We start from the raw sequence: 21037 nt of genomic DNA on the forward strand, positions 1-21037 counted from the left end.
TTGCTATCTTTTTTATTTTTTTGTATGACAAATTATTTATTTCTTTTCGTTCTATCTGTCAAATTTATTTCCTGTTCACGTTTACCATATAACTGATTAATTTCATTTGCTACTGCATCTAAATATGAATCGGAAAAAATAGGCTTCTTTTCTTTAGACATATGGGTCTCCTTTGCGGATTTTTAATATTCATTATGTATATTTCTCAGCGGATTATGCGCAATCATTTTAATTTTTTTCTTATTAAAAATTTTTGTTTACTTTTTGAAAATAAAGGAGTATTATAATCCACAGTTTCAATTTTCTAAATCGCTGAAACCGCATGGTACGGGGGACCCGTTTTTACGGATTAGTACATAATCCGATGGGGTGAATCCTTGAAAAAGGTAGGGCTACTCATAGGCCCGAATCCGACAGCTAACCTCGTAAGCGTTATATTGAGAAGGAAGGTGGAGCTTGTGCGACAAAAAAAATAATGTCTACAAGTCTATTTCGCTATGGCTTGTAGACATTTTTTGTTTTCTGAAGAAATAGTTTACTGGCTGTAACAAGCAGAAAAGTTCGTACAAAATTATTGGAGAGTGGACAGCATTGGTTTCATCTATTAAAAGATTTTTAATTGGAAGACCGTTAAAATCAACAGAGCTTGGAGAACAAAAGCTTAATAAAACGAAAGCTTTAGCTATTTTATCTTCTGACGCATTGTCATCAGTTGCTTACGGTCCAGAACAAATTTTAATTGCTTTAGCAGGTGTGGGAGCGATCGCTTATTGGTATTCCATTCCGATCGCTGTTGGGGTATTAGTATTATTGACAGCCCTTATTTTATCTTATCGTCAAATTATTTTTGCTTATCCGCATGGCGGGGGAGCGTATGTTGTATCAAAAGAAAATTTAGGGATGAATCCAGGCTTAATTGCTGGAGGATCTTTATTAGTCGACTATATTTTAACTGTTGCGGTAAGTGTATCTGCAGGTACAGATGCGCTAACATCTGCTTTTCCTAGTTTACATGCACATAATGTAATCATTGCGATTATATTTGTTATATTTATTACGATCTTAAATTTAAGAGGAGTAACGGAATCAGCTTCTGTTTTAGCATATCCTGTTTATTTATTTGTTTTAGCCCTATTTATATTAATTGGTGTAGGCATATATAATATTTTGACTGGTCACGTTTCACCAACTTTACACACGCCGATCGGAACGCCGGTTGCGGGTATTAGTTTGTTTTTACTGTTAAGAGCATTTGCATCAGGTAGTTCTGCTTTAACAGGTGTTGAAGCAATTTCAAATGCAATTCCGAACTTTAAAGATCCTGCGCCAAACAATGCTGCAAAAACATTGCTTGCAATGGGTGCATTACTTGCTGTGTTATTTTCAGGAATTGTATTTTTAGCTTATTATTACGGAGTGACTCCGAGTAAAGAAGTAACAGTTGTTTCTCAAATTGCTGAACAAACATTTGGACGTAATTTCATGTACTATTTCATACAAGGTACAACAGCTTTAATATTAATTCTCGCTGCTAATACAGGTTATTCTGCATTTCCTTTATTAGCGGTTAACCTTGCAAAAGATAAATTCATACCGAGAATGTTTACGATTAGAGGAGACCGTCTAGGTTACTCAAACGGTATTATTATACTTGGAGTTGCTTCGATTATTTTAATTGTAGCTTTCCAAGGACAAACAGAACATTTAATTCCGTTATATGCAGTAGGTGTATTTATTCCATTTACACTTTCTCAAACAGGGATGGTATTAAAATGGCTTCGCGAAAAGCCTGAAGGATGGGCTTTAAGATTAACGGTTAATTTAATTGGTGCAGTTATTAGTTTTATCGTAATGAGCATGTTCTTTTTAACTAAATTTGCACAAGTTTGGTCGATTCTTATTTTCTTACCAGTTATTATCTTCTTATTCCATCGAATTAAGAAGCATTATGATGCAGTGGGTGATCAATTAAGTTTAAAAACTTGCGAACCTCTTATTCCAATTGAGGGGAATGTAATTGTCGTTCCTGTAGCAGGTATGACCCATGTAGTAGAAAATTCATTGAACTATGCGAAATCTCTTTCGGCAGATCAAGTTATCGCAGTATATGTTGCTTTTGACAGAGAAGAGGAAAAGAAATTTGAAGAGAAATGGAAGAAGTGGCAACCTGAAGTAAGGCTTGTTACATTACATTCCCATTATAGAAGTATTATTCAGCCGCTAACGAAGTTTATCGATACAGTGCAATATAAGGCGAGTGAATCGAATTACCGTGTTACGGTCGTTATACCACAGTTTATTCCGAAAAAAGGTTGGCATAACATTCTTCATAATCAATCCAGTTTACTCATACGTGCGTATTTACTTTATAAAAGAAATGTTGTTATTACGACAGTTCCATATCATTTGAAAAAATAAGAAGATTTTTAAGGATAGCTTTGTGAAAATGAAGCTATCCTTTTTGTGTATATGCTATGCATAATTGCATATGGGCTTAAAAATTATACTAATATAATTTAATTGGTTATTTGAAAGTAGTGTTTTCTGTTGTGATATGTAGATATTTCAATCGATAAAGCGAATCGGATTATATTTTGAAATAAGGACATGAAAGCTTGAAAATAAAGGGAATGAAAATACTTCTTTACGATATATAAACAGCTGTGTTTAAATGACCTTACAGTACAAAACTTATATGAAAACAAAACGGAATTTCATATTTACTTACGTTATTAAGTTTAAAATGAATAATATTTTTATGTAATATATTCACTGTATCGATGTGGAAAATGAGGGTCGATAGAAAATTTATGCAATGTTATTCATACTAAGCACATATGAAAAGTTTTATAACAATAAGTAAGTACTGTGGCAATAACAGTTGGGAGAGATGGTTCGTACGTCAATCACGGTGAGTACGTCCTCTATTTTAACTATCTTAAATTATATGCAAGAAAATAGAATAATAAAATGCGATAGTAATAGTTGCTAATACATAGGAGGAGTTAAAGTGAAAAAAACTTTAATTACAGGGTTATTGGTTACAGCAGTATCTACGAGTTGCTTCATTCCTGTAAGCGCTTACGCTAAGGAGGGGCAAACGGAAGTGAAAACAGTATATGCGCAAAATGTAATTGCTCCAAATACATTATCCAATTCAATTAGAATGTTAGGATCACAATCACCGCTTATTCAAGCATACGGATTAATTATTTTGCAACAGCCAGACATTAAGGTAAATGCGATGAGTAGCTTAACGAATCATCAAAAGTTTGCAAAGGCGAATGTACGAGAGTGGATTGATGAATATAATCCGAAGCTAATTGACTTAAATCAAGAGATGATGAGATACAGCACTAGATTCAATAGCTATTATAGTAAGCTCTATGAACTAGCAGGAAACATAAATGAAGATCAGCAAGCAAAATCAGATTTTATGAGTGCATATGGAAAATTACAATTGCAAGTACAGAGCATCCAAGAGAGTATGGAGCAAGATTTATTAGAGTTAAATCGATTTAAAACAGTATTAGATAAAGATAGTAACAACTTATCAATTAAAGCCGATGAAGCAATAAAAACACTGCAAGGATCAAGCGGAGATATTGTGAAATTAAGAGAAGATATTAAAAGGATTCAAGGGGAAATTCAAGCTGAACTAACTACTATTTTGAATAGACCTCAAGAAATCATTAAAGGTTCTATTAATATCGGTAAACAAGTATTTACAATCACAAATCAAACTGCACAAACGAAAACAATCGATTTTGTTTCTATCGGTACTTTAAGTAATGAAATTGTAAATGCCGCAGATAGTCAAACGAGGGAAGCAGCTCTTCGCATTCAACAAAAGCAAAAAGAGTTATTGCCACTTATTCAAAAGTTATCACAAACTGAAGCAGAAGCGACTCAAATTACATTCGTTGAAGATCAAGTAAATAGCTTTACAGAATTAATTGATCGTCAAATTACAACTTTAGAAACGTTATTAACGGATTGGAAAGTTTTAAATAATAATATGATCCAAATTCAAACAAATGTTGAAGAAGGCACGTATACAGACAGTAGTTTACTTCAAAAACATTTCAATCAAATTAAAAAAGTAAGTGATGAAATGAATAAGCAAACAAATCAATTTGAAGATTACGTTACAAACGTTGAAGTACATTAAACAGAAAAATAATTAGCGATATAGGGAGAGAAGAAAAATGACAAAAAAACCTTATAAAGTAATGGCTCTATCAGCACTGATGGCAGTATTTGCAGCAGGAAATATTATGCCGGCTCATACGTATGCAGCTGAAAGTACAGTGAAACAAGCTCCAGTTCATGCGGTAGCAAAAGCTTATAATGACTATGAAGAATATTCATTAGGACCAGAAGGCTTAAAAGATGCAATGGAAAGAACAGGTTCAAATGCTTTAGTAATGGATCTGTACGCTTTAACAATTATTAAACAAGGTAATGTTAACTTTGGTAATGTATCATCTGTTGATGCGGCTTTAAAAGGAAAAGTCATTCAGCATCAAGATACAGCGAGAGGAAATGCGAAGCAATGGTTAGATGTATTAAAACCACAGCTTATTTCAACGAATCAAAATATCATTAACTACAATACGAAATTCCAAAACTATTATGATACTTTAGTTGCTGCAGTTGATGCAAAGGATAAAGCAACTCTTACGAAAGGCTTAACTAGATTATCAAGTAGTATTAATGAAAATAAAGCGCAAGTGGATCAGTTAGTAGAAGACTTGAAGAAATTCCGAAATAAAATGACTTCGGATACGCAAAACTTCAAGGGTGATGCAAATCAAATTACATCTATATTAGCTAGTCAAGATGCAGGGATTCCGCTTCTGCAAAATCAAATTACAACGTACAATGAAGCAATTAGTAAATATAATGCAATTATTATCGGTTCATCTGTTGCGACAGCTCTAGGACCAATTGCAATTATCGGTGGTGCAGTAGTTATTGCTACGGGCGCAGGAACACCGCTAGGAGTAGCATTAATTGCAGGTGGCGCAGCAGCTGTAGGCGGTGGTACAGCTGGAATCGTATTAGCGAAGAAAGAGCTTGATAATGCACAAGCAGAAATTCAAAAGATAACAGGACAAGTTACAACTGCGCAATTAGAAGTAGCAGGATTAACGAACATTAAAACACAAACAGAGTATTTAACAAATACGATTGATACTGCAATTACAGCGTTGCAAAACATTTCAAACCAATGGTATACAATGGGATCAAAATACAATTCTTTACTTCAAAATGTGGATTCAATTAGTCCAAACGATCTTGTTTTCATTAAAGAAGATTTAAACATTGCGAAAGATAGCTGGAAAAACATTAAAGACTATGCAGAAAAGATTTATGCTGAAGATATTAAAGTAGTAGATACGAAAAAAGCATAATCGAATACGAATCGTTAGGGCGTTAAGTGTTGATGAATGATTTGAAGCTCCTGTTCAGTTGTGAGCAGGAGCTTTTGATATCCTTATAAAGAGAATAGGTGAAAAATATGCAGAAACGATTTTATAAAAAATGTCTTTTAGCGGTAATGATTGCTGGGGTGGCAACGAGTAACGCATTTCCTTTACATCCTTTTGCAGCAGAACAAAATGTAACGGTGCTACAAGAAAATGTGAAAAACTATTCTCTTGGACCAGCAGGATTCCAAGATGTAATGGCACAAACGACATCAAGCATATTTGCAATGGATTCATATGCAAAATTAATTCAAAATCAACAAGAGACGGATTTAAGTAAAATAAGTTCGATTAATAGTGAATTTAAAGGGAATATGATTCGGCATCAAAGAGATGCAAAAATTAATGCGGCATATTGGTTAAATAATATGAAGCCTCAAATTATGAAAACAGATCAAAATATTATAAATTACAATAATACTTTTCAATCGTATTATAATGACATGTTAATAGCGATTGATCAAAAGGATAGCGGAAAATTAAAAGCTGATTTAGAAAAGTTGTATGCGGATATTGTAAAGAATCAAAATGAGGTAGATGGATTATTAGGAAATTTGAAAGCTTTTCGCGATAGAATGGCGAAAGATACAAATAGTTTCAAAGAGGATACAAATCAGTTAACATCGATATTGGCAAGTACGAATGCTGGTATTCCAGCTCTAGAGCAACAAATAAATACATATAACGATTCGATTAAAAAGAGTAATGATATGGTCATTGCTGGTGGCGTACTTTGCGTAGCTCTAATAACATGTCTTGCTGGCGGGCCGATGATTGCGGTTGCGAAAAAAGATATCGCAAATGCAGAAAGAGAAATCGCCAATTTAAAAGATAGAATTTCAGGAGCACAAGCAGAAGTCGTAATTTTGACTGATGTAAAAAATAAAACAACAAACATGACAGAAACAATTGATGCAGCAATTACAGCACTACAAAACATATCAAATCAATGGTATACAGTAGGTGCAAAATATAATAATTTACTACAAAACGTAAAAGGAATTAGTCCGGAAGAGTTTACGTTTATAAAAGAAGATTTACATACAGCGAAAGATAGCTGGAAAGATGTAAAGGATTATACAGAAAAATTACATGAAGGTGTGGCAAAGTAAACAGTGGACTAGTTCTGCTGTTTATTTTTTTATCCTGTTTTTTGTGAGAGTTGAACTGTGTTTTATCAATGTGGCTATTGGGTAATAGTTAATCAAATTGATACGAATAACCTAAATAAACTTCTGATCAAGCTTTTTATATGTAATGTTTTAATGAAAAAAGCTATACTGTAAGAAAAACTAAAAATTGGAAAGGAAATATTAGAACATGGAAAATTATTTATTATTTATTCTTACAGCAATGCTAATCATAATCATGCCTGGTCCTGGTTTTGCACTAGTTACAAAAAATACTATAGCGTATGGCAAAAATGGTGGGATGAAGACTGTCTTAGGAACGATATCTGGAATGATGATTCATACAATAATGGCTACGCTAGGACTCTCTGCCATCCTAATGAAATTTTCTATGTTATTTACATTTATAAAATATGCTGGAGCTTTTTATTTAATTTACTTAGCTGTAAAGTCAATTAAAAGTGCTTTTTCTAAAAAAGAAGATATGCAAGTTTTATTGGAAAGGCACTCTAAGGATATTGGGACGATTAAAAGTTTTAGACAAGGATTTACAACGGCAATCTTAAACCCAAAAACGGCTGTATTTTTCTTAAGCTTTCTCCCTCAATTTATTGTGAGTAATCAAAATCATTTCTTCCAATTTCTTTTGTTAGGACTCACATTTACGACTTTGACTGGAATATGGTATTTGCTTTATATCTCGCTAATACGTCAATTAAGAATTTTTTTAAGAAAAGAACGAGTGAACCGTACAATGGAGGGTATTACAGGCACAGTATTGTTAGTATTTGGAGTTAGGTTATTTTTCCAAAAATAAATATGTAGATAAAACGAGAAATAAAAAAGTTGATTATTTCTCGTTTTATTCTTTAAAATCTGCAACAGAACCAGGATCTCCCCTCAAAGTATAAATTCCAAGGGGTGAGCCTGTTTTTTATTTACTTATATACGTACAGCTGTACCACTGACAGCAACCATTAACATTCCATCACGAACAACTTCGTAATCTACGTCAATGCCAACGATAGCGTTCGCACCTTTTTGTTTTGCAAGTTCTTTCATTTCGTCCATCGCAATATCACGGGCTTCTTTTAGCTTACTTTCATAAGCACCAGCACGGCCACCGACAACATCACGAACGGAGGCGAATACATCGCGTACAATGTTTGCACCCATAATAGCTTCACCATTTACAATATCAATATACTCAATAATCTCTTTACCTTGAATTCCAGAAGTCGTTGTTACAATCATGACTGACACTCTCCTAATATATTATAATTTTTGATTAGCTTTCTTATGCCGTAGAAAAAGTAGTTCTGATGCCAAAAATGCTTGATAGAAACATAGAATATTTTTGGCATCAGAAACAAGTCTGGTTTCTTACAGAATGAAACCAAGGCAATTGTTTAACATATGTATCGCTATAACATATGCAATGGATCTTTTAGAAATAAGATAAGCCGCAGTAAGTATCAACGATCCAGGTAAATAAATAGCAATATCCGCAAGTTGGTTCGTATGAAGAAGTGTAAAAATCATAATCGAAATGATAGATGCAATAGCAGTACCAATATGGTAAGAAAAACGATTTATTAATATGTGGCGAAACACAATTTCTTCAAGTATTGGACCCAGAATACCAAATACAAGCAATGTAAATACAAGAGGTACCTCTGTACCCGTTTCAAGGAGCTGCTCTTGGTTCTCTGGTTGACCAGTTGCTAGAAAATGCATAACACACTGTTCCACAATTAACGTAAATAAAACTACCATAGGAATACTTACTATTTTCAAAATTGTCTTCTCTTTAAAATAAGTAAAACTTTCAATAATTTCTTTCCTAAAGCAAATGATTCCTACAATAGCAGGTACAGTAAAACCGATGGCACTAAGAACAAATTCTGATTCAACTAAATTGACATTAGCTAAAAGTGATATGCCAAATAGTATGTACAAGCCAATTTGAAATGGTACAAACAGTGTAAAGATTATTAGCATAATGATTTCTTTTTTATTCATTTTTATAAAGTTCACTGTATTGCCCCCATAATTAAATTACCTATAATTTTTGATTTTTCTTTCTGCATAACGCTCTCCTTCTAAATATATTTATATAAGATTCTAAACCGGACGGTTCGGTCTGAATCGAAATCTAATGATACTACAAGTTTCTAGTTTTTTAAACCCTTTTTATAAAGTATTAACAAAATCAAAATGGAAAAAAGCAAATATATTTATATTTCAGTTGCTTTGTTACAATTTAATTCCAGTAATCATTAATGGTTAATCTTTTATAGAATGAAGTGAAAGTGGGAGTAGTTCAAACACTTTAGCTAAACATATTAATAAAAATTATATATAATAATCATATGTCTATACGTTAAAATTAACTATATATTTTTACACCTCTACGATTTTAGGTAAAATTAGTTGTATAATATGACTGAATTAAACAATCGGTCATGTTATTTTGACAGAAAATTCACTTAAGTTATATAGATAATATAATTTGATAAACTTCTTTTCAAACTGTATTGTTTGAGGTTTCCATAAGATAGGGATTGATAAGATATTTCTGTTCCGAACTTATTTATACTTACAAAAAAATTAAGAAAATAGAGGGTAAACATTACCTAGAATATTAGGATCGTTTTCATTAGGAGGATTACAAAGCATGACTAAAGTTGATAAGGTAAAAGAAAAAATTATTGAAACATCTTTATATTTATTTAATACTAATGGGATAACTCGCACATCCATTCAGGATATAATGACAGCTACTGAGTTACCTAAAGGATCTATTTATCGTAGATTTAAAAGTAAAGAAGAAATTGTCCTTGCTGCCTACGACAAAAGTGGTGAGATTATGTGGAGTCATTTTCATAAAGCAATGGAAAATAAAAAGAATGCAATCGATAAAATCCTTGCAATATTCCTTGTATATCAAGATGCAGCTAATAATCCTCCTATTGCTGGAGGCTGTCCATTACTTAATAGCGCAATCGAAAGTACTGGAGTATTTCCAGAATTACAAAAAGCAGCAGCAAAAGGTTATGATGATACAGTAATGTTAATGGCTTCTCTCATAAAGGAAGGAATAGAGAAACAAGAACTTAAAGAAGATATAGACATTATATCGCTCGCTTCTTTTCTTGCATCTTCAATGGAGGGAGCTATTATGGCAAGTCGCGTATCTAACGATAATATACACCATCATTATTTTATTGAACAAATAAAACATCATCTTTTCTCTTATTCTAAATAAGTGAGAACTTGCAGTGTTTCCATCCGATTTTTATAAACTTAAATTGAATACATACCCCTTATGAACAGTATCTTTTGTTTATGAGGGGTATTTGAATAGCTTTTAGACGATGTTTCATGTTTCTTATTGAACGGCTTTGTTATCGTTACTACAGGAAAAGCAATAAAGAATTACATATAAACCGATTTATATGTTTTAAGTGTTTCTATATTGGGTTTGTAAATCTACACAATAAGGTTTCATTGTATATAATAAGTGGAATAGAAGTTCAGTTAGATAAAATTCGGTAGTCGAATTTTTTTGCATAAAGCTGTATAATGCTTGTAACGAAAGGGAAATACAGGAAGGGATTTGTAATGAGTTACTATGGAAAAAGATAAACAACAATTAAGCGTTGAAGTTGCAAGATTATATTATCAATCAGATTATAGTCAGCAAGAAATTGCTAATAAATTAAATATTTCAAGACCGACGATTTCTAGATTGTTAAAGTACGCGAAAGAAAAAGGGTTTGTTCAAATTAGCATCGCTGATCCATTTGCTGATTTAGATAACGTCGGGAATTTACTGAAAGAAAAGTACAACTTGTTAGAGGCACATGTGGTATTTTCTCCAGTGCCGGAATATGCAACGATTACAGAGTATATAAGTAAATATGCTGCTGAGTATATGGAAAAGACGGTTAAAAACGGTGATATTGTTGGTGTAAGCTGGGGAATGACGATGTATGAAATCGCTAGAAAAATCGTACCGCAACATGTAAAAGGGGTAGAGGTTGTCCAGCTAAAAGGTGGTATTAGTCATTCAAGTGTAAATACATATGCGAATGAGACGATAGCTTTATTTGCAGATGCTTTTCAAACGACGCCAAGAAATCTACCTCTTCCGGTTATATTTGATAATGCAGTGACAAAAGAATTAGTGGAGCAGGATCGACATATTCATCACATTATCGAAATGGGAAAACAAGCGAATATTGCAATTTTCACTGTAGGAACAGTGCGAGACGAAGCGCTATTATTCCGATTAGGTTATTTCGATAAGGATGAAACAAGTTTACTCAAAAAACAATCGGTCGGTGACATTTGTTCACGTTTCTTTGATGGAGACGGAAATATTAGTAGCGAAGAGATTAATCAGCGTACAATTGGAATTGAGTTAGAGGAACTGAAATTAAAGAAACGCTCTATTTTAGTTGCAGGTGGTAATAGAAAAATAAAAGCAATTGATGGTGCGTTACGTGGCGGGTATGCAAATGTATTAATTATCGATCAGCATACAGCAAAAGAACTGTTACATTATCAAAAAGGTTAGAAATAAAAGGAGTTCTCAAAATTAACATATTGAGAACTCCTTTTATTTTGTTATGTATGAATGATAGGAGTCTTTTTTGAACACAAATTGCCTTTTTAAAAATAATTATGGATATGGAGATACATACTACCATTGTTAACATAGAAAATTTGATTATATAGGAAGTGTTCTTTGTTAGAATGCGCTTTATTTACTACAAGAAAATTCCTTTTAAAAAAGAATGAACAAAATTTCAAAAGTGTATTTACATTTGTTCAACTAAGAGTTAGAATGAAGTTGTTAAAAGATATGAGGAGTGAAGATAATGAACATTGCAAAGTTAATTGACCATACAATTTTAAAAGCTAATACTACTAAAGAAGATGTTATGAAAGTAATCGAAGAAGCAAAGGAATATAAATTCGCTTCTGTTTGTATTAACCCAACATGGGTAAAATTAGCGGCTGATGAACTAGCTGGACATGATGTAGACGTTTGTACTGTAATCGGTTTCCCATTAGGAGCAAGCACGACTGAAACAAAAGCATTTGAAACAAAAGATGCTATTGCAAAAGGTGCAACTGAAGTTGATATGGTAATCAACGTAGGCGCTTTGAAAGATGGCGACAACGAACTTGTTGAAAAAGACATTTATGAAGTAGTACAAGCAGCAAAAGGAAAAGCTCTTGTAAAAGTAATCATTGAAACTTGCCTATTAACAGATGAAGAGAAAGTACGTGCTTGTGAATTATCAGTAAAAGCTGGTGCTGATTTCGTAAAAACTTCAACTGGATTCTCAACTGGCGGAGCAACTGCTGAAGATATCGCATTAATGCGTAAAACAGTAGGACCAAACGTTGGTGTAAAAGCATCTGGCGGTGTTCGTACACGTGAAGATGCAGACAAAATGGTAGCTGCTGGAGCTTCTCGCGTTGGAGCAAGTGCTAGTGTTGCAATCGTATTAAATGATGCAAAAGGTGCTACAGATAATTACTAATCGATAAAAGGTTAAAGCAATAGATATACGTTTAAAGTATATCTATTGCTTTAATAATTGAAAAAATGTAAGCGGATACGAATGGGAGGAAACGGCTTATGAAATACTTAATCGGTGTTTTTGGCCTCGTATTGATTTTAGGTATCGCTTGGCTTGCTAGTAATGATAGAAAGAAAGTCAAATATCGTCCAATCATAACGATGGTTATATTACAATTCATTTTGGGGTTTCTATTATTAAATACAAGTGTAGGGAATATATTAATTAGCGGAATAGCAGATGGTTTTGGAGAGTTATTAAAATATGCCGCTGACGGTGTGAATTTCGTATTTGGTGGATTAGTAAATCAAAAAGAGTTTTCGTTCTTTTTAAGTGTATTAATGCCAATCGTATTTATATCAGCCTTAATAGGTATTTTGCAACATATTAAAGTATTACCTATTATTGTGAAATCTATCGGTCTAGCATTAAGTAAAGTAAATGGAATGGGGAAACTAGAATCATATAACGCTGTTGCATCTGCGATTTTAGGACAATCTGAAGTATTTATTTCAGTTAAGAAACAACTAGGGTTATTGCCAGAGAAAAGAATGTATACATTATGTGCATCAGCAATGTCTACAGTTTCTATGTCTATCGTTGGATCATATATGGTGTTATTAAAACCACAATATGTTGTAACCGCTTTAGTGCTTAACTTATTCGGTGGTTTCATCATTGCTTCTATCATTAACCCATATGAAGTTACTGAGGAAGAAGATATGTTAGAAGTACAAGAAGAAGAGAAGAAGACCTTCTTTGAAGTATTAGGGGAATACATTATTGATGGATTTAAAGTTGCGATTACAGTAGCAGCTATGTTAGTCGGTTTCGTTGCTCTTATCGCATTCATTAATGCAGTATTTAAAGGTGTAATCGGTATTTCATTCCAAGAAATTCTTGGTTATGCATTTGCACCATTTGCATTTATTATGGGTGTACCTTGGCATGAAGCAGTTAATGCCGGAAATATTATGGCAACAAAATTAGTATCAAATGAATTTGTCGCTATGACAGATTTAGCACAAGGAAACTTTAATTTCTCAGATAGAACGACAGCGATTATCTCTGTATTTTTAGTTTCATTTGCAAACTTCTCTTCAATTGGGATTATTGCAGGGGCAGTTAAGAGCTTAAATGAAAAGCAAGGGAATGTAGTCGCAAGATTTGGTTTGAAATTACTATTCGGTGCAACATTAGTAAGTTTCTTATCAGCAACAATCGTTGGCTTATTATTTTAATAGATTTATATAATATAAAAAGGAATGGTGATTGTAATGAGAATGGTAGATATTATTGCAAAAAAACGTGACGGCAAAGAATTAACGACTGAAGAAATCAAATTCTTTATTAATGGATATACAGACGGAAGTATTCCTGATTATCAAGTGAGTGCGCTTGCAATGGCAATCTTCTTTAAAGATATGACAGATCGCGAACGTGCAGATTTAACGATGGCGATGGTTGAGTCTGGAGAAACGATCGACTTATCAGCAATTGAAGGAATTAAAGTAGACAAACATTCAACTGGCGGTGTTGGTGATACAACAACATTAGTATTAGGACCGTTAGTAGCTGCTTTAGATGTACCAGTAGCAAAAATGTCTGGTCGTGGTTTAGGACATACAGGCGGAACAATTGATAAATTAGAAGCGGTAGAAGGATTCCACGTTGAAATTACGAAAGAACAATTCATTGATATTGTAAACCGTGACAAAGTAGCTGTTATTGGACAAACAGGAAACTTAACACCTGCAGATAAAAAGATTTATGCATTACGCGACGTAACAGGAACTGTTAACTCAATTCCTTTAATCGCAAGTTCAATTATGAGTAAAAAAATTGCAGCTGGTGCTGACGCAATCGTACTTGATGTAAAAACAGGTGCTGGTGCATTTATGAAAACAGAAGAAGATGCAAAAGAATTAGCACATGCAATGGTACGTATCGGAAATAACGTAGGACGTCAAACAATGGCAGTTATTTCAGATATGTCACAACCTCTTGGATTTGCGATTGGTAATGCTCTAGAAGTGAAAGAAGCGATTGATACGTTAAAAGGTGAAGGTCCAGAAGATTTAACAGAATTAGTACTCGTATTAGGAAGTCAAATGGTCGTACTTGCGAAAAAAGCAAATACGTTAGAAGAAGCTCGTGAAATGCTAATTGATGTGATGAAGAACGGAAAAGCAACTGAGAAGTTTAAAGAGTTCTTAAGCAATCAAGGCGGAGATAGCTCAATTGTAGACAATCCAGAAAAAATGCCACAAGCGAAGTATGTAATTGATGTACCTGCAAAAACTTCAGGTGTTATTTCTAACATTGTTGCAGATGAGATTGGTATTGCAGCTATGTTACTTGGTGCAGGTCGTGCAACGAAGGAAGATGAAATCGATTTAGCAGTAGGATTAATGTTACGTAAAAAAGTTGGCGATGCAGTAAAAGAAGGCGAGCCGTTCGTAACAATCTACGCAAATCGTGAAAATGTAGAAGATGTAAAAGCAAAAATTTATGAGAACATCTCTATTGCTGAAACAGCAGTGGCTCCTAAATTAGTTCATACAGTTATTACTGACTAATCATCATTTCATTTACTTTGAGGGGGAAATAATATGGATAAGAAAAAATATATTGAAGAAGCAAACAAGATGTTATCGAAAGCGTATATTCCGTATTCTAAATTTCCTGTTGGCGCAGCGTTAGTTACGAAAGAAGGGAAAATCTATACTGGTTGTAATATAGAAAATGCTTCTTATGGTTTATGTAACTGTGCAGAAAGAACAGCAATATTTAAAGCGGTATCAGAAGGGGAGCGCGATTTTAGTTATTTAGTTATTACAGGAGAAACTGATGGACCTATTTCACCATGTGGTGCGTGTAGACAAGTAATTGCTGAATTCTGTGATCCGAAAATGCCTGTATTACTAACGAATGTAAAAGGTGATGAAAAAGAAGTGACTGTTGAGCAATTACTTCCAGGTGCTTTCACAATTGACGATTTAAAATAAGTTAAAAAGCCATTTTGCAATTATTAATTGCAGAATGGCTTTTTTGTTCATATTCCGTTCATAAACTTTGCGTAAAATGATTGCAGCGAATATGGAAAGTTTACAGCAGGAGGAATATAATGAAGAAATTCTATAATGTGGCATGTAGTTACTTATTGGTTTATGATTTTGCTAAAAAAGTCATTTAAATAGATAGGAGTGGAAAGTATGATAGCACTTTTATCAAGTGTCGTAGCAGTTTGTATGGCTGTTGGGGTAATGTTTCTACGTTTTAAAGCAGCGAAAAAGCCGGTAACGAAAAAGAAAATTATATTGCCGCCAATTTTTATGAGTACAGGCGGGATGATGTACTTTTTACCAGAGTTTCGATTAACATCGTTAGAAATAGTCGAGGCAATTAGTATAGGGCTTATCTTTTCTATTTTTCTTATTAAAACAACTAAGTTCGAAATAAAAGGCGAACATATATTTATGAAACCGTCAAAAGCATTCATATTTATTTTAGTAGGCTTATTAGCTGTACGCGTGGCATTAAAGTCATATTTAAGCCAATCAATTGATTTGGCAGAGTTAAGCGGAATGTTTTTCTTACTTGCATTTGCGATGATTGTGTCGTGGAGAATTGCGATGTATCGCTCGTTTACTAAATTAGAAAAGACAATAAACAGAGCTGGAATTTCTATATAGGAAATCCAGCTCTGTTTATGTTTTATTAAAATTCTTTAGCGCGGAACTCATTTGCTTAATTTTAAACGTATTTGAGCATCTTGTAATGCGGCGGGTGTAACGTTAAGACCATTTTGATCAACAATTTTTGTGTTTAATAAAATGGAATCTAAGCTTCCACGAAATGTTTGTGTATAGTTTTGACGCAACATTTGTTGTTCTTGTTTTTCATCAACTGTTAATCCAGTTGCTTTTTCTTTTTTGGACAATTCGTTAATACGGAATAAAATATTTTTCATTTGTTTCACCTCTAGTTAGATTTAATTACATTAGCTACTTACTAATGTATAGTTATTTTAACCTATCTTTTAATAAGTGTCAATGTCTATAAAATGCCTTGTTTTGTAAGTGTATGGGGTGAGAGAGAATGTAAATGACTACTAATACTTGAAATAGAAAAGATGTTAATCTACAATACCGTAGTAGGGTATAAAATTGTTGTTTTACATTATGAAAGAAATGAGCACAAAGGAGTATGTAATAATGAATGCAGTAATTTCAAAGAAAGAAACAATCATCTCATGTACGATGGCTATTTTATTTATTTTAGCCATGGTAACAGCGGGTGTGTTATTAAATGATCCAGAAGTCATTTTGCCGGAAATAGCGGCGATGGCAATTGCTTTATGGGCGTATCGTGAGCCAGGATGGTTAAGACAACCAGAAAAAATTTTTATTGCACCGTCAATAACAGCTGTAATCGGTTTTATGGTGAATCAAATAGATATAGCCTATTTAGGGAAAGTAAGCTTAACGCTTGTATTCATGATGCTGTTTTTGCGTGTAATTCAATCCAATTTAGCACCATCAATTGCGACAGGTTTATTACCATTAGTAACAAATGCGACGGAATGGTCATTTGTTATCGCGGTCTGCGCTTTAACATTTATATTAATGGTTGGTGTACTTATATTTAAATTGAACAGTGGTCTGGAGCGAAAAGTGAATATACAGTATAAGTATATGATTGTATTTCTAATACTAAACTTTGTGTGGATCAGTTTATGTTGGATAACTGGTTATGAACAATTAGCAGTTATTCCACCAATATTAGTTGTCGTGTATGAATCACTTCAAAAGCCGATGTACAATGAAAAAATGGCTTTTAAACAAATAGTCGTATTAACTGCATCTGCAACTGTTGGAACAATATTGTACTTTGCGATTGATTCATGGATTGTAGTCACTTTATTAAATATGATATTAATGCTTATTTTATTAAAAATTGTTGGTGTACGTATTCCAGCAGTGTATGCATTTCCATTATTGCCGCTCGTATTTCCAGATGGAATGATAAAGATGTTACCAGTAGCTTCATTTGTTGCGGGGGTATTTTTATTTGGTGCAGTACTACTGTATAAAAAGTGGGAGATGAAGCAAAAGGGCATGGCAATGTAGATAGAGTAAAGATAGCTTTTAATTAGTAAAATAAATAGACACCTGTGAGTGTCTATTTATTTTATGAAAAATTTAGTTTAATTCATTTAAGTAATGAACAAGTGCCGATGCTTTAGAGAAAAATGGAGAATGATCAGCTTCTAAAGTAATAACTTTCTTGCAAGGTGTTTCTGTATTCATTCGGCGCTGAAAATCAATTGGAATCGCTCTATCTAGAGTCGTTTCAATATAAATGCGATCTATGGCTCCAAAGTTTTCTTCAGATATTTTCAGCTCTTGTTGGAAGGGTCCTAGTGGTTGAGGACGCATTTGATTAAAAGATGCTTCTTTAATAGAACCGTCTTCTGTAGCATTTAAAAATGTTTGTTCAATTAGATTAGGTATAAGTTCAGCAGTCAAGTCATTTTCATTTATAGTGAATTGCGGGCCATCTTCTCCGTCTAATTTACTACCAAGACTTTCTCCGTTTTGTGGTAAAAAGGCACAAAGATATACTAATTTATCGATTTTATTTGGTATAAGTTCAGCAGTTTGAGTGATAACGATTCCACCCATACTATGTCCAACAAGAATAACCTTTTCATTTTGTTGATTTATATTAGCTGTTACTGCATCAACATAGGAATCTAACGTTATATTTTGTGAAGGAGTTGTATCTTTCCCACTTCCAGGTAAGTCTAGTGTAATAACAGTGTGACCTAAAGCCTCTAGTTGAGGTTTTACTAATTCCCATGCCCATTCACCTTGCCATGCTCCATGTACTAAAATGTAAGTACTCATTTAATCAACACTCCTCTAGGGTATATAAGTTTCATCTATTTGTAATATTGATGATGTATACTCAGTGTAAATGAAGTGGTTTCATAAATATAATGAAGGTTATTTATAGATGATATAAATATATTTTATATAAGGAGAACAGAATGAATGTTTTTGATTTTAAAGTCTTTACATATGTGGCTCGTTTAAATAGTATTAGTCTGGCAGCAAAGGAATTACATATGACACAGCCAGCAATAACCCATATTATTAACAAATTAGAGAAACGATATGCTATAACGTTATTTGATCGCTCTAGACAAGGAACGATTCTAACTGAAAATGGCAAAGAATTTTTAGTTGGTGTGAATCGACTTCTAATGGAGTATGAAAAACTTGAGGAAACAGCTTTCCAGTTGAAAAATAAAAGCTTGTATAAAATTGTACTAGCTACGTATCCTTCCGTTACTGTATATTGTTTGGCGGAGTGTATTCAACTAGGGAATATTGATCATAGTCAATATGTACTTGCAGTTCGAGAAGGAAGCTATCAAGAAGTGTTAGATTGGCTATCATCAGGTAGTGCAGATTTTTCTATTTCTATAAAAGAAAATTTAATACAAGGATTTCATTATGATGTCATTGGTGAAGATCCGTATGTTATGGTTTCTTCAAAAAAAGTTCCGCCTAACCTTACTATTAATGATATAAAAAATTATCCTTTTATTATGCCGCTTTCTGGTTGCAAAGAAGTGCTCGAACCGTATTTGATGAAAAATGAAATAACAGTTAATAAAGTGATGGAGTCAGAATCAATTAGTTCAGCATTAGCACTTACTATACAAGTTAATGGCATAACAATCGTTCCGTTATCAGGACTACATAAGCAAATTATTCATGACTTCATTGTACAGCCGATAGAAATTACAATTCCACGACAACTTATTATGCAATGGTCACCTAAAAAAGAGAATGACCCGCTGTTTCTCGCGTTTGTTAAGAACTTATTAGCTCAACTACAGCAAAAGAAAAAATGAATATAATATTACAAAAGATAAGCTCATTTCACTAGAGCTTATCTTTTGTATGTATTACCAATAAAGAGCAGTATCATAAAATCCGATTAAAATAAGGAGAAAACCAGCTATACGCTGAATGCTATTTCCTATTTTCCTGCTCTTCTTTAGTAATGCCCCGTTTAATCCCAGATATGAGATGAAGGACATTAATACGACGATAGGAAGAGCAGTTCCTATCGAAAAGAACGTTGGAAACAAGTACCCGTAATTAAATGATAAAGATAAAGGGATTAACGTTCCAAAAAATAGAACGAACATAGTCGGACAAAAAGCTAAGGAAAAGAAGAATCCGAGTAAAAATGAACCAACTTCATTTTGATTTCGTATAAATTTAATCGAGAAGAAATATCTTCTTTTTATAATACCTGACAACAGTAGCCCCATTAAAATTAATAGAGGTCCCATCATTTTTCGTAACCATGGAAAATACAAAGTCAATATTTGCTGAATCTCTTTTCCTAAAAACCATACTAATAGTCCAAGCGTCGTAAAAGCCATTATTTTTCCTAAAATGAATAAAAGTATATGTTTCCATACATGTTCCTTTTGTAAAGATTGGTTGCTATAAAGTGTAATAGCACTAATGTTTCCTGTTAATTGGCAAGGAGCAAGGGTACCTACTATGCCTAATAAAAACGAAAATAAAAGAGGTACAGATTTCGTAGCATTCGCGGCATCCATTAAAGGAGACATGAGTTGATAGCTCCATTCACTAATTGTTGAAAACACGTTATATTCACCCTTCTACTTAAATTGGAATGTTCCTTCATTAGCAATCTGCTTCCACGTATTACCCTCATCCGTAGAAAGGAACACATTTGCTTTCATTGTAGCAAATACAATTTCAGCTGAATTTTGAGGGTTTTGTGATATATACATAATTGTATCTTTAGGATCTAAAGGTGGAATTTGTATGTTTGTCTCCTCATTTGTAGCAATGGATTTCTTCGTTACGATTTGCTTATTGATAGGCGCGTAAATAACATCTTCATTACTTAATGTAATTGCGGTCGATTCAAGTGATTTAGCGAATATTTCAAACGTATTTCCGTAATCTGTAGATAAGTAAACACCGTCTTTGGCACTTACTGCGACTACACTAGATTGATTCGGATGTACGGAAAAGGAATGAATCGTACTTGAAAGACCTTTTAACTTACTATTTTCCCAATCTTGTCCGTTGTTCGTACTGAAATAAAAACCTTGTTGTAATTTAGAATTTGGACGCTCATTGTATAAATAAATTGCTTCTGTATTATATCCGATAGCAAGGTTATGAAAATCAGATTCTCCGTAAAATGCTAGCTTTTCAAGAGTATTACCACCATCAGAACTTTTCAATAATCCTAAAGGGTTTTTTAAATTTGCACCTGGTTCAGGGTGACCGCTGGCAAAGAATCCGTTCTTCGTTGCCTGAAATCCCATATAATCATGTAGCTCAGTCTTAGTTTCAAACCATTTGCCATCTTGATAAACTTTTATCCCGCTATGAGTGGCAATAGAAACACCTAGCATATTTCCTGCATAGCCAATTCCATGAATGTGCTCGATTTTTCCAGATGTAATTTCTTTATAGAAGTCTTGCGGATTCGTATTTGCTGTTTTTGTATTTTTTGGTTGAGATTGCGCCGTTCCTTTCTTCACTGGTGCTGTTTCGACGTTGCTAGAACATCCTGAAATTATTAATAAAGAAGTAATTGCTAACCCTGTTGCTACATAATGTTTCAAATTTGTAGGCCCCTTTCCTATATACGTGATTTTAAGTATATGGAATAAATGTCAAGAAATTGTGGAGTGGTATGCATAATTTAGCGTGGAAGGGACCTTAGTAATGAAAATTCTCCTTTG

Annotated in this window: 21 protein-coding genes and 1 riboswitch; of the genes, 14 read left to right on the forward strand and 7 right to left on the reverse strand. The window is 33.4% G+C overall.

Annotation, left to right across the window (positions count from 1 at the left end; all coding sequences use genetic code 11):
- Window positions 1-32 precede the first annotated feature (32 nt).
- Window positions 33-161, reverse strand: coding sequence for a hypothetical protein (locus DN404_RS31165; protein WP_000031873.1), 129 nt, complete (start codon window positions 159-161; stop codon window positions 33-35).
- A 139-nt stretch (window positions 162-300) separates the two neighbouring features.
- A riboswitch (cyclic di-AMP (ydaO/yuaA leader) is annotated at window positions 301-447 on the forward strand.
- Window positions 448-591: 144 nt separating this feature from the next.
- On the opposite strand from DN404_RS31165, the gene DN404_RS29680 reads away from it, so the two are divergent.
- From DN404_RS29680 to DN404_RS29700, 5 genes are all read left to right on the forward strand, one after another.
- Complete coding sequence (locus DN404_RS29680) at window positions 592-2418, forward strand: APC family permease (protein WP_016122295.1); 1827 nt, start codon at window positions 592-594, stop codon at window positions 2416-2418.
- A 592-nt stretch (window positions 2419-3010) separates the two neighbouring features.
- Complete coding sequence (gene nheA / locus DN404_RS29685; RefSeq protein WP_149215834.1) at window positions 3011-4171, forward strand: non-hemolytic enterotoxin NHE subunit A; 1161 nt, start codon at window positions 3011-3013, stop codon at window positions 4169-4171.
- Between the two features lie 37 nt (window positions 4172-4208).
- Window positions 4209-5417 (forward strand): non-hemolytic enterotoxin NHE subunit B, encoded by a 1209-nt coding sequence (gene nheB / locus DN404_RS29690; protein ID WP_000162968.1) that lies wholly within the window; start codon window positions 4209-4211, stop codon window positions 5415-5417.
- A 107-nt stretch (window positions 5418-5524) separates the two neighbouring features.
- Window positions 5525-6604, forward strand: coding sequence for a non-hemolytic enterotoxin NHE subunit C (gene nheC, locus DN404_RS29695; protein WP_098273009.1), 1080 nt, complete (start codon window positions 5525-5527; stop codon window positions 6602-6604).
- Window positions 6605-6812: 208 nt separating this feature from the next.
- The gene (locus DN404_RS29700) at window positions 6813-7439 is read left to right on the forward strand and encodes a LysE family translocator (RefSeq protein WP_000432980.1); all 627 of its coding nucleotides are present in this window, start codon (window positions 6813-6815) and stop codon (window positions 7437-7439) included.
- Between the two features lie 125 nt (window positions 7440-7564).
- Here DN404_RS29700 and DN404_RS29705 read toward each other — a convergent pair whose 3' ends face one another.
- Together DN404_RS29705 and DN404_RS29710 are read right to left on the reverse strand one after the other, a co-directional pair.
- Window positions 7565-7876 (reverse strand): heavy metal-binding domain-containing protein, encoded by a 312-nt coding sequence (locus DN404_RS29705; protein ID WP_000637514.1) that lies wholly within the window; start codon window positions 7874-7876, stop codon window positions 7565-7567.
- A 129-nt stretch (window positions 7877-8005) separates the two neighbouring features.
- Window positions 8006-8659 carry a CPBP family intramembrane glutamic endopeptidase gene (locus DN404_RS29710; RefSeq protein WP_001009299.1) on the reverse strand — a complete coding sequence of 218 codons (654 nt, stop codon included), beginning with the start codon at window positions 8657-8659 and terminating at the stop codon, window positions 8006-8008.
- Between the two features lie 640 nt (window positions 8660-9299).
- On the opposite strand from DN404_RS29710, the gene DN404_RS29715 reads away from it, so the two are divergent.
- The 7 genes from DN404_RS29715 to DN404_RS29745 all read left to right on the forward strand — a co-directional run bounded on the left by DN404_RS29715 (window position 9300) and on the right by DN404_RS29745 (window position 15914).
- Complete coding sequence (locus DN404_RS29715) at window positions 9300-9890, forward strand: TetR/AcrR family transcriptional regulator (RefSeq protein ID WP_149215835.1); 591 nt, start codon at window positions 9300-9302, stop codon at window positions 9888-9890.
- A gap of 366 nt (window positions 9891-10256) precedes the next feature.
- Window positions 10257-11204, forward strand: a complete 948-nt coding sequence (locus DN404_RS29720; RefSeq protein WP_071730958.1) for a sugar-binding transcriptional regulator — start codon at window positions 10257-10259, stop codon at window positions 11202-11204.
- A gap of 304 nt (window positions 11205-11508) precedes the next feature.
- Window positions 11509-12180, forward strand: a complete 672-nt coding sequence (gene deoC / locus DN404_RS29725; protein WP_001017441.1) for a deoxyribose-phosphate aldolase — start codon at window positions 11509-11511, stop codon at window positions 12178-12180.
- Window positions 12181-12278: 98 nt separating this feature from the next.
- The gene (locus DN404_RS29730) at window positions 12279-13460 is read left to right on the forward strand and encodes a NupC/NupG family nucleoside CNT transporter (protein ID WP_000876188.1); all 1182 of its coding nucleotides are present in this window, start codon (window positions 12279-12281) and stop codon (window positions 13458-13460) included.
- A gap of 36 nt (window positions 13461-13496) precedes the next feature.
- On the forward strand, window positions 13497-14798 hold the full coding sequence (locus tag DN404_RS29735; protein WP_149215836.1) for a pyrimidine-nucleoside phosphorylase: 1302 nt from the start codon (window positions 13497-13499) through the stop codon (window positions 14796-14798).
- Between the two features lie 33 nt (window positions 14799-14831).
- The gene (locus tag DN404_RS29740; RefSeq protein ID WP_000358533.1) at window positions 14832-15227 is read left to right on the forward strand and encodes a cytidine deaminase; all 396 of its coding nucleotides are present in this window, start codon (window positions 14832-14834) and stop codon (window positions 15225-15227) included.
- A gap of 207 nt (window positions 15228-15434) precedes the next feature.
- Window positions 15435-15914: a CcdC family protein gene (locus tag DN404_RS29745; RefSeq protein ID WP_000561076.1), complete on the forward strand. Its 480-nt coding sequence runs from the start codon at window positions 15435-15437 to the stop codon at window positions 15912-15914.
- A gap of 47 nt (window positions 15915-15961) precedes the next feature.
- On the opposite strand, the gene DN404_RS29750 is transcribed toward DN404_RS29745, so the two are convergent.
- On the reverse strand, window positions 15962-16192 hold the full coding sequence (locus DN404_RS29750) for a DUF896 domain-containing protein (RefSeq protein ID WP_000789783.1): 231 nt from the start codon (window positions 16190-16192) through the stop codon (window positions 15962-15964).
- A 244-nt stretch (window positions 16193-16436) separates the two neighbouring features.
- Here DN404_RS29750 and DN404_RS29755 point away from each other — a divergent pair, with 244 nt between their 5' ends.
- Window positions 16437-17351 (forward strand): hypothetical protein, encoded by a 915-nt coding sequence (locus tag DN404_RS29755; protein WP_149215837.1) that lies wholly within the window; start codon window positions 16437-16439, stop codon window positions 17349-17351.
- A 72-nt stretch (window positions 17352-17423) separates the two neighbouring features.
- Here the strand turns inward: DN404_RS29755 and DN404_RS29760 are convergent, their stop codons facing one another.
- Window positions 17424-18131, reverse strand: coding sequence for an alpha/beta fold hydrolase (locus DN404_RS29760; RefSeq protein WP_025710127.1), 708 nt, complete (start codon window positions 18129-18131; stop codon window positions 17424-17426).
- Between the two features lie 143 nt (window positions 18132-18274).
- On the opposite strand from DN404_RS29760, the gene DN404_RS29765 reads away from it, so the two are divergent.
- Window positions 18275-19147 (forward strand): LysR family transcriptional regulator, encoded by an 873-nt coding sequence (locus tag DN404_RS29765; protein ID WP_001100328.1) that lies wholly within the window; start codon window positions 18275-18277, stop codon window positions 19145-19147.
- 54 nt (window positions 19148-19201) lie between these two features.
- On the opposite strand, the gene DN404_RS29770 is transcribed toward DN404_RS29765, so the two are convergent.
- Together DN404_RS29770 and DN404_RS29775 are read right to left on the reverse strand one after the other, a co-directional pair.
- Window positions 19202-19918 carry an urease accessory protein UreH domain-containing protein gene (locus tag DN404_RS29770; RefSeq protein WP_000493100.1) on the reverse strand — a complete coding sequence of 239 codons (717 nt, stop codon included), beginning with the start codon at window positions 19916-19918 and terminating at the stop codon, window positions 19202-19204.
- Window positions 19919-19933: 15 nt separating this feature from the next.
- On the reverse strand, window positions 19934-20917 hold the full coding sequence (locus tag DN404_RS29775; RefSeq protein WP_000683847.1) for a F510_1955 family glycosylhydrolase: 984 nt from the start codon (window positions 20915-20917) through the stop codon (window positions 19934-19936).
- Window positions 20918-21037 lie beyond the last annotated feature (120 nt).

The organism is Bacillus sp. TE8-1 (genome assembly GCF_008368855.1).
Lineage (GTDB): Bacteria > Bacillota > Bacilli > Bacillales > Bacillaceae_G > Bacillus_A > Bacillus_A cereus.